The sequence below is a fragment of the Mycobacterium lentiflavum genome (genome assembly GCF_022374895.2).
GTDB classification, from domain to species: Bacteria; Actinomycetota; Actinomycetes; order Mycobacteriales; family Mycobacteriaceae; genus Mycobacterium; species Mycobacterium lentiflavum.
In genome coordinates this window covers 2,240,959-2,254,810 of record NZ_CP092423.2, presented here as the reverse complement: position 1 = coordinate 2,254,810, position 13,852 = coordinate 2,240,959, and the positions used below count along the sequence as shown (strand labels likewise).

General features: G+C 67.7%; 10 protein-coding genes and 1 pseudogene. 5 read left to right on the top strand and 6 right to left on the bottom strand.

The window, feature by feature from the left end:
* Positions 1-41 precede the first annotated feature (41 nt).
* The 3 genes from MJO58_RS10840 to MJO58_RS10830 all read left to right on the top strand — a co-directional run bounded on the left by MJO58_RS10840 (position 42) and on the right by MJO58_RS10830 (position 7,001).
* On the top strand, positions 42-3,371 hold the full coding sequence (locus MJO58_RS10840; protein WP_239722821.1) for a transglutaminase family protein: 3,330 nt from the start codon (positions 42-44) through the stop codon (positions 3,369-3,371).
* 26 nt (positions 3,372-3,397) lie between these two features.
* Complete coding sequence (locus tag MJO58_RS10835) at positions 3,398-6,031, top strand: circularly permuted type 2 ATP-grasp protein (protein WP_090608785.1); 2,634 nt, start codon at positions 3,398-3,400, stop codon at positions 6,029-6,031.
* A 172-nt stretch (positions 6,032-6,203) separates the two neighbouring features.
* On the top strand, positions 6,204-7,001 hold the full coding sequence (locus MJO58_RS10830; RefSeq protein ID WP_239722820.1) for a class I SAM-dependent methyltransferase: 798 nt from the start codon (positions 6,204-6,206) through the stop codon (positions 6,999-7,001).
* 21 nt (positions 7,002-7,022) lie between these two features.
* On the opposite strand, the gene MJO58_RS10825 is transcribed toward MJO58_RS10830, so the two are convergent.
* Positions 7,023-8,627: an adenylate/guanylate cyclase domain-containing protein gene (locus MJO58_RS10825; protein WP_239722819.1), complete on the bottom strand. Its 1,605-nt coding sequence runs from the start codon at positions 8,625-8,627 to the stop codon at positions 7,023-7,025.
* A gap of 150 nt (positions 8,628-8,777) precedes the next feature.
* Here MJO58_RS10825 and MJO58_RS10820 point away from each other — a divergent pair, with 150 nt between their 5' ends.
* A complete protein-coding gene (locus MJO58_RS10820; protein ID WP_239722818.1) occupies positions 8,778-9,740 on the top strand; it encodes an alpha/beta hydrolase in 963 nt (320 codons plus the stop codon).
* Between the two features lie 40 nt (positions 9,741-9,780).
* Here the strand turns inward: MJO58_RS10820 and MJO58_RS10815 are convergent, their stop codons facing one another.
* Together MJO58_RS10815 and MJO58_RS10810 are read right to left on the bottom strand one after the other, a co-directional pair.
* On the bottom strand, positions 9,781-10,836 hold the full coding sequence (locus MJO58_RS10815; RefSeq protein WP_090601500.1) for a zinc-binding metallopeptidase family protein: 1,056 nt from the start codon (positions 10,834-10,836) through the stop codon (positions 9,781-9,783).
* Positions 10,829-11,761 carry a transglutaminase family protein gene (locus MJO58_RS10810; protein WP_239722817.1) on the bottom strand — a complete coding sequence of 311 codons (933 nt, stop codon included), beginning with the start codon at positions 11,759-11,761 and terminating at the stop codon, positions 10,829-10,831. The genes MJO58_RS10815 and MJO58_RS10810 overlap by 8 nt, the downstream gene beginning before the upstream one ends.
* 75 nt (positions 11,762-11,836) lie before the next feature.
* Here MJO58_RS10810 and MJO58_RS10805 point away from each other — a divergent pair, with 75 nt between their 5' ends.
* The gene (locus tag MJO58_RS10805) at positions 11,837-12,226 is read left to right on the top strand and encodes an MmcQ/YjbR family DNA-binding protein (RefSeq protein WP_090608778.1); all 390 of its coding nucleotides are present in this window, start codon (positions 11,837-11,839) and stop codon (positions 12,224-12,226) included.
* Between the two features lie 6 nt (positions 12,227-12,232).
* Here MJO58_RS10805 and MJO58_RS10800 read toward each other — a convergent pair whose 3' ends face one another.
* The 3 genes and pseudogenes from MJO58_RS10800 to MJO58_RS28925 form a co-directional block, all read right to left on the bottom strand.
* Complete coding sequence (locus MJO58_RS10800) at positions 12,233-13,297, bottom strand: FUSC family protein (protein ID WP_090601498.1); 1,065 nt, start codon at positions 13,295-13,297, stop codon at positions 12,233-12,235.
* Positions 13,298-13,340: 43 nt separating this feature from the next.
* Positions 13,341-13,778, bottom strand: coding sequence for a nitroreductase family deazaflavin-dependent oxidoreductase (locus MJO58_RS10795; RefSeq protein ID WP_239722816.1), 438 nt, complete (start codon positions 13,776-13,778; stop codon positions 13,341-13,343).
* Positions 13,771-13,848 (bottom strand): annotated as a pseudogene (locus MJO58_RS28925) (hypothetical protein); the annotation flags it as partial. The pseudogene MJO58_RS28925 and the gene MJO58_RS10795, both read right to left, overlap by 8 nt.
* Positions 13,849-13,852 lie beyond the last annotated feature (4 nt).

Genomic DNA, 13,852 nt, shown 5'->3' with positions numbered 1-13,852 from the left:
CGCGCTGCGACGCTGCGACCCTTGTGATGAGATCAGCGGTTATGAGCATCAAAGTTGCGCTGGAGCATCGCACCAGCTACACCTTTGACCGGCTGGTTCCAGTGTTTCCGCACGTGGTGCGGCTGCGCCCGGCTCCGCACTCGCGCACGCCCATCGAGGCCTACTCGTTACGCATCGAGCCCGCCGACCACTTCATCAACTGGCAGCAGGACGCGCTCGGCAATTTCCTTGCCCGGCTTGTGTTTCCGAATCCCATGCGGCAGTTGACGATCACCGTCGGCCTGATCGCCGACCTCAAGGTGATCAACCCGTTCGACTTCTTCATCGAGGACTGGGCCGAAATATGGCCCCCCGCTTCGGGGTTGATCTATCCCAAGGCGCTCGCCGACGATCTCAAGCCCTATCTGCGCCCGGTCGACGAGGACGTCGAAGGGTCCGGCCCCGGTGAGCTGGCGCGGGCCTGGGTGGAGAACTTCTCAGTGCCCGACGGAACCCGCACCATCGACTTCCTGGTCGCGCTCAACCACGCGGTCAACGCCGACGTGGCCTACAGCCTGCGGATGGAACCCGGCGTCCAGACACCGGATTTCACGCTGCGCACCGGCGTCGGATCGTGCCGCGATTCGGCATGGCTGCTGGTGTCGATCCTGCGCCAGTTCGGCCTGGCCGCCCGGTTCGTCTCCGGCTATCTGGTGCAGCTGGCCTCCGACGTGGAGGCCCTCGACGGGCCCTCGGGGCCCGCGGCCGATTTCACCGACCTGCACGCGTGGACCGAGGTGTATATCCCCGGCGCGGGCTGGATCGGGCTCGATCCCACGTCGGGGCTGTTCGCCGGTGAGGGCCACATCCCGCTGGCGGCCACTCCACATCCCTCGAGCGCTGCTCCCATCACCGGCAGCACCGACCCGTGTGAGACCACCCTGGAGTTCTCCAACACCGTCACCCGCATCCACGAGGATCCGCGCGTCACGCTGCCCTACACCGAGGAGGCGTGGGCGACCATCTGCGCGGTCGGCCGCGGTGTCGACGAACGGCTTACCGCCGCCGACGTCCGGCTGACGGTCGGCGGCGAACCGACCTTTGTGTCGGTCGACAACCAGGTGGACGAGGAGTGGACGACCGCCGCAGACGGTCCGCACAAACGAGAGCGCGCGTCCGCGCTGGCCGCTCGGCTGAAAGCCGCGTGGGCTCCGCAGGGGCTGGTCCATCGCGGCCAGGGTCGGTGGTATCCGGGAGAACCGTTGCCGCGCTGGCAGATTGGCCTGTATTGGCGCACCGACGGGCTGCCACTGTGGACCGACGACGCGCTGTTGGCTGACCCCTGGGCGTCTCAGCCGACGAGCTCGACCGCGGACAATGAAACGGCCTACAAGATCCTCGCCGAGGTCGCCGAAGGTCTGGGATTGCCGCTGTCCCAGGTGCGGCCCGCCTTCGAGGACCCGTTGGCCCGGCTGGCGGCCAAAGTCCGCCTGCCGCAGGGCGACGCGGTGCGGCCCGGCGACGACCTCGCCGACGACGACGCGGCGGCGCGCGCCGCACTGCTGGCTCGCCTCGACGAAACCACCACGGCCCCAGCCGCATTCGTGCTGCCACTGCACCGCCGCGACGACGACCTGGGCTGGGCCAGCGCGAACTGGCGGCTGCGCCGCGGCCGCGTCGTGCTGCTCGAGGGAGATTCGCCCGCGGGGCTGCGGCTGCCGCTGAATTCGATCAGCTGGAAGCCGCCGCGGCCGACGTACGACGTCGATCCCACCGCCGTGTCGGACACCTTGCCGGCGGAGTCGACCAGCGCGCCGGTCGAAGACCCGGACACCGCACCGCCGACCGCGATGGTCGCCGAGGCCCGCGACGGGCTGCTGTACGTGTTCGTCCCGCCCACCGAGGCGCTGGAGCACTTCGTCGACCTCATCGCCCGCATCGAGGCCGCGGCCGCCAAAACCCGCAGCCCGGTCGTCATCGAGGGCTATGGCCCGCCGCCGGACCCGCGGCTGCAGTCGACGACGATCACGCCCGACCCCGGCGTGATCGAAGTCAACATCGCGCCCACCGCCAGTTTCGACGAACAGCGCCAGCAGCTCGAAACCCTTTACGAACAAGCACGATTGGCCCGACTGTCCACGGAGTCGTTCGACGTGGACGGCAGCCACGGCGGCACGGGAGGCGGCAACCACATCACACTCGGCGGCGTGACGCCGGCGGACTCGCCGCTGCTGCGCCGCCCGGACCTGCTGGTCTCGCTGCTGACCTACTGGCAACGACACCCGTCGCTGTCCTACCTGTTCGCCGGCCGGTTCGTCGGCACCACGTCGCAGGCGCCGCGGGTGGACGAGGGCCGCACCGAGGCGCTGTACGAGCTCGAGATCGCGTTCGCCGAGATCGCTCGGCTCGCTTCGTCTTCCAAGGATGGGCCGCCACCACCGTGGGTGACCGACCGCGCATTGCGACACCTGCTGACCGACGTCACCGGCAACACCCACCGCGCCGAGTTCTGCATCGACAAGCTGTACAGCCCCGACAGCCCCCGCGGCCGCCTCGGCCTGCTGGAGCTGCGCGGGTTCGAGATGCCGCCGCACCTGCGGATGGCGATGGTGCAGTCGCTGTTGGTGCGCTCGCTGGTGGCCTGGTTCTGGGACGAGCCGCTACGCGCCCCGCTGATCCGGCACGGGACTAACCTGCACGGGCGATACCTGTTGCCGCACTTCTTGATCCACGACATCGCCGACGTCGCCGCCGACCTGCGCGCGCACGGCATCGCGTTCGAGACCAGCTGGCTGGACCCGTTCACCGAGTTCCGGTTCCCGCGCATCGGCACCGCCGTCTTCGACGGCGTCGAGATCGAGCTGCGCGGGGCGATCGAGCCGTGGAACACCCTCGGCGAGGAGGCCACCGCGACGGGCACCGCCCGCTACGTCGACTCGTCGGTCGAGCGGCTGCAGATCCGCATCATCGGCGCCGACCGGCACCGCTACGTGGTGACCTGCAACGGCTATCCGGTGCCGTTGCTGGCCACCGACAACCCCGACATCCATGTGGGCGGGGTGCGGTACAAGGCGTGGCAGCCGCCCAGTGCGCTGCATCCGACGATCACCACCGACGTGCCGTTGCAGTTCGAGCTGATCGATCTGACGTCGGGCACCTCGCGTGGCGGCTGCACGTATCACGTCTCGCATCCGGGTGGCATGGCCTACGAGGAGCCACCCGTCAACGCCGTTGCGGCCGAATCGCGCCGCGCCCGACGGTTCGAGGCGATCGGCTTCACCCCGGGCAAATTGGACCTCTCCGGCATCCGGGAGAAGCAGGCCCGGATATTCACCGATATCGGCGCGCCGGGCATTCTCGACCTGCGACGCGTGCGTACCGTGCAGCAGTAATGGCGTATTCGGAAACTGGGATCCAGATGGCACTCGAACCGTCGGCGGTTCCGGCCGATCATTACGACGCCGATCGACTGCTGGCCGGGTACCGGACCGCACGCGCCCAGGAAGCACTGTTCGAGCTGCGCCCCACCGGCTCACTGGGAGCCGGCTACGACGAATTCCTCGGCGAAGACGGACACGTGCGCCCGGCCTGGACCGAGCTGGCCGACACGGTCGCCGAACGCGGCCGGACCGGGCTGAATCAGCTGCGCTCGGTGGTGCACAACCTGATCGACAACGACGGGATCACCTACACCGAAGTCGATCCCACCAACGGCCGTGCGCTGGAGCCCCGGCCATGGAGTCTGGACACCCTGCCGATCGTGGTGTCCGCGGCCGATTGGGAGGTGCTGGAGGCCGGGCTGGTGCAGCGCTCGCGGCTGCTCGATGCCGTGCTCGCCGACCTGTACGGGCCGCGTAGCCTACTCACCGACGGCATGCTGCCCCCGGAGCTGGTGTTCGCCCACCCCGGATACGTGCGCGCGGCCAGCGGAATCGAAGTACCGGGCCACCACCAGCTGTTCATGCACGCCTGCGATCTGAGCCGGCTGCCCAGCGGCGCCTTCGAGGTCAATGCGGACTGGACGCAGGCCCCCTCGGGTGCCGGTTATGCGCTGGCGGACCGACGCGTGGTGGCGCACGCGATTCCCGATCTCTACGAACGGATCGCGCCGCGGCCCAACACGCCGTTCGCGCAGGCGCTGCGGCTGGCGCTGATCGATTCCGCGCCCGACGACGCCCAAGACCCGGTGGTGGTGGTGCTCAGCCCGGGCATCTACTCCGAGACCGCGTTCGACCAGGCGTATCTCGCGACGCTGCTGGGTTTTCCGCTGGTGGAAAGCGCCGACTTGGTGGTCCGCGACGGCAAGCTCTGGATGCGCTCGCTCGGGACGCTGAAGCGGGTCGACGTCGTGCTGCGCCGCGTCGACGCGCTCTACGCCGACCCGCTGGATCTGCGCGCCGATTCCCGGCTCGGGGTGGTCGGCTTGGTGGAGGCGCAACGCCGCGGCACCGTGACCGTCGTCAACACGCTGGGCAGCGGAATCCTGGAAAGCCCTGGGCTGCTGCGCTTTCTGCCCGAACTGGCCGAGCGACTGCTCGGCGAAGCCCCGCTGCTGACCACCGCGCCGGTGTACTGGGGAGGCATCGACAAGGAACGTTCGCACCTGCTGGCCAACCTCTCGTCGCTGTTGATCAAATCGACAGTCGGCGGACAAACCATTGTCGGACCGACACTTTCGTCGACTCAGCTGGCCGGACTCGCGGCACAGATCGAGAGCATGCCGTGGCAGTGGGCCGGCCAGGAGCTGCCCCAGTTCTCCTCCGCGCCGACCGACCACGCCGGCGTGTTGTCGTCAGCCGGGGTGGGAATGCGGCTGTTCACGGTCGCCCAGCGCGGCGGCTATGCCCCGATGATCGGCGGCGTCGGTTACGTGGTAGCACCGGGTCCCGCGGCATATGAACTGAAAACTGTCGCGGCTAAAGATGTTTGGGTTCGTCCAACCGAACGGGTGCGAGCGGAGACCATCACGCTGCCGACCGAGGCGCAGCCGGTCAAGACCGCCGCGGGCACCTGGGGAGTCAGCTCGCCGCGCGTGCTGTCCGACCTGTTCTGGATCGGCCGCTATGGCGAACGTGCGGAGAGCACGGCCCGCCTCCTGATGGCCGCCCGCGACCGCTTCCATGTCTATCGCCACCACCAGGACACCGAGGAAAGCGAGGTCGTGCCGGTGCTGATGGCCGCCCTGGGCCGCATCACCGGCACCGACACCGGGGCCGACAACGACCACGCCGAGATGATCGCGATCGTCCCGTCGACGTTGTGGGCGTTGACCTTCGACCCGGACCGGGCGGGATCTCTGATCCAGTCCGTGGAGGGGCTCGCGCTGGCCGCCAGGGCGGTGCGCGACCAGATGTCCAACGACACCTGGGTGGTGCTGGCCACCCTGGAGCGCGGACTTGCGCATCGGGCCGAGCCGCCGCAGTCGCTGGCCGAAGCCGACACCCGGCTCGCGTCGGCCCATGGACGCACCCTGGCCGGAATGCTGACCCTGTCGGGCGTGGCCAACGAGTCGATGGTGCGCGACGTGGGCTGGTCGATGATGGACATCGGCAAGCGGATCGAACGTGGCCTGTGGCTGACCGCGTTGCTGGGCGCCACGCTCACGACGGTCCGCAGCGCGGATGCCGAGCAGACCGTCATCGAGTCGACCCTGGTGGCCTGCGAATCGTCGGTCATCTACCGGCGCCGTACCGTCGGTCAGGTCAGCGTCGCCGCGGTGACCGAACTGATGCTGTTCGACGCGAACAACCCGCGCTCGCTGCTCTATCAGCTGGAGCGGCTACGGGCCAACCTCAAGGACCTGCCCAGCGCGTCGGGGTCGTCGCGTCCGGAGCGGACCGTGGAGGAGATCAGCACGCTGCTGCGCCGCTCGGACCCCGCCGCGCTGGAGGTGGCCGTCAACGGACACCGCGAAGAGCTGGCCGACCTGCTCGCCACAATCCACACCGAGCTGCGCGACCTGGCCGGCGTCATCACCGAAACACAATTGACCCTGCCCGGCGGTATGCAGCCGCTGTGGGGCCCCGACCAACGACGAGAGATGCCGGCCTAAGTCGCACGCGCGATCCTGGCGCCGGCCAGCCCGTCCTGGGCGCATCCGGCCCGGGCGGCCGCCGCGATTTCGCCGCGCAGCTCTGTGGTGCTTCTCACAGCCCTACCCCGTGCCAAACGAACTAGTTCGTCTGTTAGCCTTCGACTACCACGACGAATGTAAGGAGCTTGTGATGAACAAACTGGCTACCCCGATCGAGGCGATCGCGACGATGCCCCGTGGCGGGCCGGATGCCTCCTGGCTCGATCGACTGCTGCAGACCCAGGCATTGGAGTACACCGACCGCGACGACGTTTCCGATGAGGTCAAGCAAAAAGTGATCTCGGCTCTCGACCGGATGGGCACCTGCGTCGGCCTGCACGAGAAAAATGCCCGCATCGCGCTCAGCGCCGTCGCCGACATCGCCCACCCGCGCATCCTGGAAATCGGTGCCGGGCACGGCCAGTTGTCCGCGAAGATCTTGGACTTGCACCCCACGGCGACGGTAACGATCAGCGATCTCGACCCGACCTCGGTGGCGAAAATCTCTGCCGGCGAGTTGGGCACCCATCCGCGGGTGCGCACCGAGGTGGTCGACGCCACCGCGATTGCCGCCGCGGATGACAGCTACGACCTCGTCGTGTTCGCGCTGGCGTTTCACCACCTGCCACCGAGTGCCGCCTGCAAGGCGATCGCCGAGGCCACTCGGGTCGGCAAGCGATTTCTGGTCATCGACATCGGACGTCGGTCCCCGCTCGGACTGATCCTGAACATCCTGTTGATGGCGCCGATGGCGGTACGGTTCTCGTTGCCGTCAGCGGGCCCCTGGATGCACGACGGGTCCATCAGCATGCTGCGGTCCTACAGCCGCTCCGCATTCATTGCCCTCGGCAGAGCAGCCGACCCACAGATGCGCATCCAGTTCGTGCGGCCCCCGTCCCGGTTCGGCGCCGCGTCAACCGCAGTGGTGTTCTCGCGCGGGCAATCATGACCACCAGCCCTCGAAGCGGCCTCACCGGGCCGTGGCCAACTGGGTGGGCTGGTCGTATCCGCGAAGTGTCACCGTCTCACCCAAAGACCAACGGGCGCATTCGGTTTCGCTCGCCGCGCGCAGCGCTTCCGACGAAGCGAGCAATCGGCGCGGATAGGTTTTCGCCAGTTCGCACAATCGGGCCGCCTGGTTGACCGGCTCGCCGATCACGGTGTATTCAAACCGCTCTCGCGCGCCGACATTGCCGGCGATAACCTGGCCCGCCGCCACACCGATGCCCGCCCGACACTCGGGTAGTTCGTCGGCCAGCCGGTCGGCAATGGTCCGCGCGGCGACGAGCGCCTCGGTCTCGGGCGAGTCCAGGCGGTTCGGGGCGCCGAAGATGGCCAGCGACGCGTCGCCCTCGAATTTGTTGACCAGCCCGCGATGGCGGTCCACTTCCTCGACGATGATGGAGAAGAACCGGTTGAGCAATGCGACCACTTTGGCCGGAGGTTGGCTGGTCACCAACCGCGTCGACCCGATGATGTCGACGAATATGACCGCGACGTGACGTTCCTCCCCGCCCAGCTGCGGTCGCTCGCGTTCGGCGGCCGCGGCGACTTCGCGCCCCACGTGGCGGCCGAAAATGTCGCGCAGGCGTTCGCGTTCCCGCAGGCCGGCGACCATCGTGTTGAAACCACTTTGTAGTTCGCCGAGTTCGGTCCCGTCGAACACCACCAGGTCGCCGCGCAGATTGCCACGCTCGACGCGCTCTAGCGCCGCGCACACCACCCGCACCGGCGTTGCGGTCGTCCAGGCCAGGATCCACATCAAGGCGAAACCGAAGACCAGCGTCGCCACCGACACGATCAGCACTCTGAACTCGAACTGGGTTTCGGTGAGGTTTCGCATCGACGTCTGGACGATCGTCATGAAAGCGATCCCGACGACGGGCACGCCAGAACCCAGCAGCCACACCATGATGATTCGGCCCATGATGCCCGCGGCTATCCGGCGGGGCGGCCGGCCCGCCGCGAGTGCCTGCGCAGCCAGGGGCCGCAGCGCGAATTCCGTCACCAAGAAGCACCCGGTGGCAACCAAGATGCCGGAAGCGCCCACGGAAAAGAGGAACCGTGGAATGAACAATCGGTTGATCAGGCCGTAGAGGCCCGTACACAACGCGGCCCCGACTCCCCAGAGAATCAGGTGGGCGATCGCCACCCGCGATGGAGCCAGGAAAATGTTGCGCTGGTCGGCGGAACTGGGTTTGCCTTCCTCGATGGCCCAGCGCAGCGCGAGCACGCTCCGGCGGGTTATCCAATAGGTGCCCAAGACAATGGCCAGCACGCAGTAAGCCGGAACGGCAACGACCGTGATCCATAACGGTGCGTCGTCGAATACGCTTGGTGTGCGGACGCCGACGGTTACCAACAGCAGGGCGATGCCGATTCCGATCAGGTTCGCCGCCACGATGAGCAGGGCCAAGATAATTTGGGTGCGTCGGCGTCGATGCAGTTGACTGTCCGAGACGTGCCCGAGCAACCAGGAGCCGTAGGCCGGGGTCTCTGGCAACCGACCGCTGTGGCCGGTCACCGCTTCCGGCGCTCGACCCGAGCGTTGCGCCAACGTCTTCGTGTGCCGCATGATGGCGTCAGCCTAATTTGCCGGCCCCGCTCTAAGAACGTGTTGGGAAAGTCCAACGCTGCGAGTTGACGGCTCAGCCCAGCGATTCGCCCCCCACCAGCGCGCGGCCGCCACTTCGGGGATAAGCGCACTGGAGAGCGAGTCGAAGCAGTGGCCCTACAAATCGACCCCGAGGTACTCGCCGCGATCACCGCGCAGCCAGCGCTGCTGGCCGCTTCAGAACCGCCACCGGCCGGAGATGTGATGGGACGGCGTGCGATCACCCGCCAGGTATTCGCCGAATTGGTACCCACCCTGCCGGGCGTCGCCGGGGTAGAGGTGCGCCGATACACACTCGACACCGATGACGGGGCCGCGCTGGCGTTGAGCTGGTTCTATGGGACGCAAACACCGGCCCCCGGCAGCGCGGTGCTGTACCTGCACGGCGGCGGAATGATCGTCGGATTGCGCGAATTCGGCGGCCTCTACGGCTTGTTGGCAGCGCGCTACGTCGCGGAGTCCAACGTGCCGGTGTTGCTCGTCGACTATCGGGTCGCCCCGGAATACCCCCACCCGGTTCCGGTCGAGGACTGCTATGCGGCGCTGTGTTGGCTGGCAGCGCATGCCGACGAACTCGGTGTCGATCCGGCGCGGGTGGCGGTGATGGGAGACAGCGCCGGTGGTGGGCTCGGTGCCGCGGTGTGCTTGATCGCGCGTGACCGCGGCGGTCCCCCGATCGCGCTGCAGCTGCTGATCTACCCGATGCTCGACGACCGAACGAAGCTGCCGGACCCGGAATTGGCGCAGACGGCGATCTGGAGCTACGAGGACAACATCACCGGGTGGCAGGCCTTGCTGGGCGAACACTCCGGCAGCGACGCTGTGAACGCCTACGCTGCTCCGACGCGGGCGACCGATCTCGCGCTCCTGCCCCCCGCCTACATCGACGTGGGCGATCTCGACATCTTCCGCGACGAGGACGTCGCTTACGCCCTTCGCCTGGCTCGCGCCGGTGTCCCAACCGAGGTGCATGTGCACCCGGGGTGCCCACATGTCTTCGACATACTGGCCCCGAACGCCGCGGTGTCTCGGCGGGTCTTCGCCGACCGCATCCGTCGCCTGCGCGGTGTCTAGCTGGCTGTAGGTCCTGTCACCTCACGGGGTGCCGGCCGTACTAGGCGATCGCCGCCGCCGGACCGCTCGCCGCTGATGTCACATCTTCGATCACCGTGTGGATGAACTGCATCTTGTTCAGCACCGCGACCGGCAGCACGAAGGGATACAAATCGTCGTGGCCCATCGACCGGTTGACCATGTTCAGCGACCACGACAACGGCAGCCACATCTCGATGATGTTGGGAAAAGCGCTGGGGCCCAACGGCGGCCGGTCGAAGGTCGCCGACGCCGACGCCAGACCGCACCATGCCGAGGTGTCCAGCGTGTCGCGGATGTGCAGATAGTGCGCGAACGTCTCGGCCCAATCCTCGGCCGGGTGCATGGTCGCATACGACGACACGAAGGTCTCCTGCCAGCCATCCGGGGCACCCTGGCTGTAGTGCCGGTCCAGCGCCTCCTGATAGTCGGCGTCCGGATCGCCGAATAGCTCGTTGAAGCGGGCCAAGTGATCGCTGTTCGGATCGATCAAGCGGTAGAAGTAGTAGTGACCGATTTCGTGCCGGAAATGCCCGAGCAGGGTTCGGTAGGGCTCGTCCATCTCGACCCGCAGCTGCTCGCGGTGCACGTCGTCGCCCTCGGCCAGATCCAGCGTGATGACGCCGTCCTCGTGCCCGGTCAGCACCTGTTCGTGCGCACTGGACAGCAGCCGGAAGGCCAACCCGTAATCGGGATCCTCATCACGGCCGATGATCGGCAGCTTCAGTTCGTGCAGCTCGACGATCAGCCGGCGCTTGGCCGCCTCGGCCGCGGCGAACTCCGCCAGGCCGGACGTGTCGGCGTCGTTGGGCCGTTCGGAGGTGAGCACACACGACGCGCACAGCAGCCGGGGGGTATTGACGGGGACCAGCCAATTGCATTCGGCCAGCCGCAGATTGGCGCACAGCTGATAGTCGGCGGCATTCACGAAGCCGGCCTGCTCGCTGCGATCGCCCTCGGCGATCACCAACAGCGCCATCTGCTCGAGGGAGAACCCCAGCGCGCTTTTGCAATTCAGGCAGGTGGAGTTCTCGAACGTCAGGCGCTGGCCGCAGTTGGGGCAGTGGAAGTCACGCATAGAGTTCGTCGCCTTCGAACGGCACGACGTCGACGGCAACGTCGATGACGCTGCGCTCGGAGTCGGTGTAGATGATGCCACGCAGCGGCGGCACGTCCGCGTAGTCACGGCCCCGCCCCACGATGATGTAGCGCTGGTCGACCATCTGGTCGTTGGTGGGATCCAGGCCCAGCCATTCGAATAAGCCGGGCTCCTGTGGGGTCCACACCGCGGCCCAGGCGTGGGTGGCGTCGATGCCGATCATTCGTTCCTTTCCGGGGGGCGGGTCGGTGGCCAGATAACCGGACACGTAGCTGGCCGCCAACCCGTTGGCGCGCAGGCAGGCGATCGCCAACCTCGCAAAGTCTTGACATACCCCTTCCCGGGCCGCCAGAACCTCATTGACCCCGGTGGAAATCGTCGTCGAGCCAGACCGGTAGGTGAAGTCGGTGAAAATTCGCGAGGCGAGGTCACGCAGCACCTCGACCAGCGGGCGTCCGGGCACGAAGCTGGGTGCCGCGTAGTCGCGGACCTCGTCGGTGATCTCCGGCGGGTTCAGGTCCAGGGCGAACTCGGTCGCCAGCGCCCCTCGGCGCCCGGCCGGGCGGGCCGCCTCCCACGGTTGGATCGCCGGCCCGTTGCTGTAGCGCTCGGGGGGCGCCGGATAGACGTCGACGATGGAGTCGCTGGTGACCGTCAGGGTGTAATGCGGCTCGGTGACGTGGAAGTAGGAGCTGATGTTGCCGTAGAAGTCGACGCTGGTGGAACTGTCGGCAGGGGCCGGATCGATCGTCAGCCGGTGCGCCACGCACTGCTGGCGCTGTGAGTCGCGCGGGGTGAGAAAGCCGCGACCGTAGGAACTGGTCACGACGTCCGAGTAGCGGTACTCGGTGCGGTGGGTGATGCGATGACGGCGGGTGGCCGGGGGTTGCGCTACAGCAGCCAACGAGCGACCTCCTGGGATCTGCGACCGATAGCCAATACGGCTCCATGCGCACCATAGCGGGAGCACAATCGATGCGTGGCCACCTGGGACGACGTCGCCCGGATCGTGGGTGAGCTGCCACTCACCTGCGAGCAGTCGCCGCATGACTGGAGGGTCGGCAAGAAGTTGCTGGCATGGGAGCGACCGCTGCGCGTGTCCGACCGCGCTGCGCTGTCGGCCAACGGCGTCCAGGCACCCGAGGGCGACATCCTCGGCGTCTGGGTGTCCGACGAGGGCGTCAAGCTCGCGCTGGTCGCCGAGGAGCCGGACATCTACTTCACCACCCCGCACTTCGACGGCTATCCCGCGGTGCTGGTCAAGCTTGCGCAGATCGACGTCCGCGGTCTCGAGGAGCTGATCACTGAGGCCTGGCTGACGCGCGCGCCCAAGAAGCTGGTCCAGGAGTACTTGACCGGCTCAATCTGAGCACCCCTACCGCTGGCCCAGGTCGATCACTCGCTGCAGGTCGTCGACGCACGCTTGGACGACGTCGCCCAGCACCACATCGCTTCGTTCCCGGGCGTTCGCCAGCAGCGTCGACGTATGCCGGCGGGCCGCGTCGACATGACTGGTCGCGGTCGTGGGATCGGAGTCGGCGAGGGCCGTCGCCCGCGCGAGATCGTCGAGCACCGCCGCCGCCGGTTGCGGGAGCCGGGCGCAGCTGCCGTCGACGGCGGGGACCACCACGCGCGCCAGTTGCAGCACCGACACGGCGAGCAGGGCCAGATGCAAGGCCTGGTGATCCGCGGCCTGCACGGCGCCGCGCAGTCCCCACCGCCGCGGCGCGAATCGCACGACCTGACGAGCTGTGGCCCGCGCCTGGATGAGTCCGCCGAGCTGCTCGTGCACCCCGTCGACGGCCGGCAGCGGCCAGTCCCGGGCGGCAACGTCACGGCCGCGGGCCAGATCGGCGGTGCGGTCCAGCACCGAGTGCAGGGTGCGCAGCACCTCGACGCGCGCGCTGCGCAGCACGACGAGCGGGTCGGCCGGGAGCAGCAGGGTGGCGACGATGATCGCCAGCCCCCCACCGATCAGCGCGTCGTAGATGCGTTCCCAACCGACACCGCTGCGATAGAGGGCGAGTACCAGAATCGACGACACCACGGTCTGGTTGGCGAACATCATCCCCTGGCCGATATAGCCCTGACCGATGAAGACCGCGGCCAACAGCGCGGCCAGCGCCGCGATCGTGATGGGTACCGCGCCAGGTCCGCACAGCGCCTGCACCAGGGTCCCCGTCCCGATACCCAGGGTCACCCCGACGATCATCTGGATCGCGCGTTGCGCGCGCAGCACGTTGCTGGTCGACAATGACACCGCCGCGGCGATCGGGGCGAAGAACGGTTGCGGGTGGGCCAGCAAGTCGTGCGCGATGTACCACGACAGACCCGCCGCTACCGAGGTCTGCACGAGGTAGAACCACACGCCGCGGACCCGTTTGAAACCCCCGACGACGGCTCGACCCGCGAACGGCCGCGTCAGCAGCGAAGTGCTCATCTCGCCTGCTTACCGCAGCGCCGGCGCGTGCGGCAATGCTGTGTCAGTTGCGCTGCAACTCGAACAGCGGAATGACCCGGCTGGTCTTCGACTGATATTCGGCGAAGCCCGGCGCCACGGCGACCACCTTGTCGAACAGCTGCTCGCGCTCCGCGGACGGCAGTTCGTGTGCGGTGACGTCGTACGCATCGGTGCCCAGGTCGATGTGCGCCCGCGGGTTGGCCCGCAGGTTGTGCACCCAGGCCGGATCCTTGGGCGACCCGGCGAACGAGCCCATGATGATCAGCCTGCCGTCGATCGTGAAGTACGCCAGCGGCGATACCCGCTGCTGCCCGGATTTGGCGCCGGTCGTGGTGAGCAGCAGGAGGTCGGCGCCTTCGAACTGGCCGCCGACCTTGCCGCCGTTAGCGCGGAACTCTTCGGTGATCGCGTTGTTGAATGCTTTGACTGTTTCGGTGTCGGGGAACTGTTCCTCAGTCATAGCGCCGCTCCTCCTCATCGCTTCGTCCCCCGCAAGCGGGAGGTACCCCCACTGCATCGTCGTCGACGCGCATG

What these genes read in the sequence shown, in the direction of transcription:
- MJO58_RS10830 (WP_239722820.1), top strand. Translation starts at nt 6,204, where the DNA reads ATGAACAAACTGGCTACCCCGATCGAGGCGATCGCGACGATGCCCCGT.
- MJO58_RS10815 (WP_090601500.1), bottom strand. Translation starts at nt 10,836, where the DNA reads ATGCGTGACTTCCACTGCCCCAACTGCGGCCAGCGCCTGACGTTCGAG.
- MJO58_RS10840 (WP_239722821.1), top strand. Translation starts at nt 42, where the DNA reads ATGAGCATCAAAGTTGCGCTGGAGCATCGCACCAGCTACACCTTTGAC.
- MJO58_RS10825 (WP_239722819.1), bottom strand. Translation starts at nt 8,627, where the DNA reads ATGCGGCACACGAAGACGTTGGCGCAACGCTCGGGTCGAGCGCCGGAA.
- MJO58_RS10795 (WP_239722816.1), bottom strand. Translation starts at nt 13,778, where the DNA reads ATGACTGAGGAACAGTTCCCCGACACCGAAACAGTCAAAGCATTCAAC.
- MJO58_RS10800 (WP_090601498.1), bottom strand. Translation starts at nt 13,297, where the DNA reads ATGAGCACTTCGCTGCTGACGCGGCCGTTCGCGGGTCGAGCCGTCGTC.
- MJO58_RS10835 (WP_090608785.1), top strand. Translation starts at nt 3,398, where the DNA reads ATGGCACTCGAACCGTCGGCGGTTCCGGCCGATCATTACGACGCCGAT.